Origin of the sequence: Streptomyces sp. NPDC057474 (assembly GCF_042802555.1) — a bacterium.
GTDB lineage: Bacteria > Actinomycetota > Actinomycetes > Streptomycetales > Streptomycetaceae > Streptomyces.
Window position 1 is genome coordinate 1 of the sequence record NZ_JBHVDX010000474.1, and the last position, 2,109, is coordinate 2,109.

The 2,109-nt window shown below is 70.9% G+C and carries 1 protein-coding gene; it reads right to left on the reverse strand.

The genetic code is table 11. The features are described from left to right. Positions 1-67: 67 nt before the first annotated feature. Positions 68-2,056 carry an Ig-like domain repeat protein gene (locus tag ACFU53_RS47805; RefSeq protein WP_384006901.1) on the reverse strand — a complete coding sequence of 663 codons (1,989 nt, stop codon included), beginning with the start codon at positions 2,054-2,056 and terminating at the stop codon, positions 68-70. Positions 2,057-2,109 lie beyond the last annotated feature (53 nt).

Sequence of the window (2,109 nt, forward strand, 5' to 3'; positions counted from 1 at the left end):
GGCTGTCCCGCCGTTGCCGGGCAGGCTCTGGCCTCCCCGGCACCGGCGGACCTCAACCGACCGTGTGTCAGCTGGACTTGATGGTGAAGTTCGCGCCGGTCTTCGCGTTCACCGTCGACGAGCCGACGTAGTTGGCGCGCAGGGTGTGCTTGCCCTTGCTCAGCTTGGGCAGGGTGATGGTCACCTTGCCGCCGGCGAGGGTGCCGGTGGCGATGACCTTGGTGCCCTCGTAGATGCGCACGGTGCCGGTCGGCGTGGTGCCGGTCGCGGTGACCTTCACGGTGACCTTGGCGCGGGCGGTGCGGCTGACCGTGGAGGGCGCGGTGGTGCTGAGGGACGGGGTCGCCTTGGTGATCTTCAGCGAGGTGGTCGTCGAGGACGCGTTGAGCTTGCCGGTGCCCGCGTAGGAGACGGCCAGCGAGTGCGTGGCGACCTTGAGGTGGTTCGACAGGGAGATGGTGACCTTGCCGGAGCTGTTCAGCGTGCCCGTGCCGAGGGTGGTGGAGCCCTCCTTGACGGTGACCTTGCCGGTCGGGACGACGCCGTGCGAGCCGGCGACGGTGACGGCGACCTTCGGGGTCTTGCCGTACGCGGTGGTCGCGGTGGTGGCCGTCACGGAGCTCTTGTACTTGACGGCACCGGTCCAGGAGGCGGCGTCGCCGGTGCCGATGACGTTGGCCGCGGCGACCGTTGCCGTGTAGGTGCCGGTGGCCAGTCCGGCGAAGGTGTGCGACGTGGTGGTGGCCGGGACGTCCTTGGTGGCCACGACGGCGCCGTCCGAACCGAGCAGCGTCACGCGGTAGTCGGTGACGGGCTGCGCGGGGGCGGGGCTCGGCGCGGTCCAGCTCAGCTTGACGCTCGCGTCGCCGACGGTCGTCTTCAGGGCGGGGGCGGCGGGCGTCTGGGCCGCGAGGCCCGAGATCTCCAGGCCGCCGACCTTGGCGTGCTTGGCCAGGCTGATGGAGCCGTTGTACGACTCGTTCAGGAAGCCGAAGTCGGCGATGACCTTCTCGGAGACGTCGGAGGCGAGGGCGGCCTCGTGGGTGCCGCTGGTGACGAAGACGTCGTAGAGGTCCTGGTCGAAGAAGATGCTGGTCGGGTCGATGGCCCGGCTCGGGACGACGTTGTAGACGTCGCGGCCGAAGGTGGCGTTCTCGTAGTAGCCGCCGACCGGGGAGAGCTTGCCGTTGACCGTCGTCACCGGGCTGGTGACGCCGGTGTCGCCGGGCAGCTGGACGCTCGCCAGGTGTGCGCCGGCGTCGATGGCGTCGCCGCTCTTGTCGGGGGCGACGCCGTTGCTCTGGGCGATCCAGCTGCCCACGGAGAACGGGACGAGCGCGCCGTCCTGGGTGAGCGCGGCGTCGGCCTGGTTCTCCTGGACGGTCGGGAGGTCCGGGTTGACCGTGTTCGCGGTGAGGCCGATCGCCGCGAGGAAGAACTTGCGGGTGCCGGAGTCGGCCTGCGGGATGACCGGGTGGACGGTCTTGCCGTTCACCTCGGTCACACCGTTGGCCTTGTAGATGTCGTGCAGCTGGTCGACCGTCAGCGAGTCCAGACCCGAGCCGCGGACCGCGACACCGACCGCGTCCCGGGCGAACGGGATGTAGGTGAGGGCGGAGCCGGAGGTGCTCGGACCGCTGGAGGAGCGGGCGAAGTCGACCTGGCCCGTGATGGCGACACCGCCACTGTTGGGGAACTTGTCGCCGGTCAGCGCCATGCTGAGGGCGGTGCGGCCGGCGCCGGAGCCGTTGGGGCGCGTGAAGGTCGGGCCGGCCGCGCGGGTCTGGATGGTGGTGGAGCCGGTGACGATCGCGTCGTAGGAGGCGACGCCCGCGCCGGCCGCGGACTTCACGGCGGTCGCGGCGTAGCTGGTGCCGTTGACGGTGTCGCCGGCGAGGGCGTTGAGCACGTCCTGGGTGGTGTCGGAACCCACGCCGACGAGCTCGCGGAACGTCCCGGCGGGGGTGGGGTCGGCGGACGCCGGGCTCGCCAGAGCCAGGGTGCCGGACACCACGGCGGCGGCGACCATGGCCGCTGTGAGGCGCGTTCTGCGCATCGAGGGTCTCCTGAAGTAGTGCTTCGGGTGAGATCTGGCAGGGTGGTACGGGC

Bases quoted from the DNA above. Each gene is read 5' to 3' on its own strand.
- ACFU53_RS47805 (WP_384006901.1), bottom strand. From the start codon at position 2,056: ATGCGCAGAACGCGCCTCACAGCGGCCATGGTCGCCGCCGCCGTGGTG.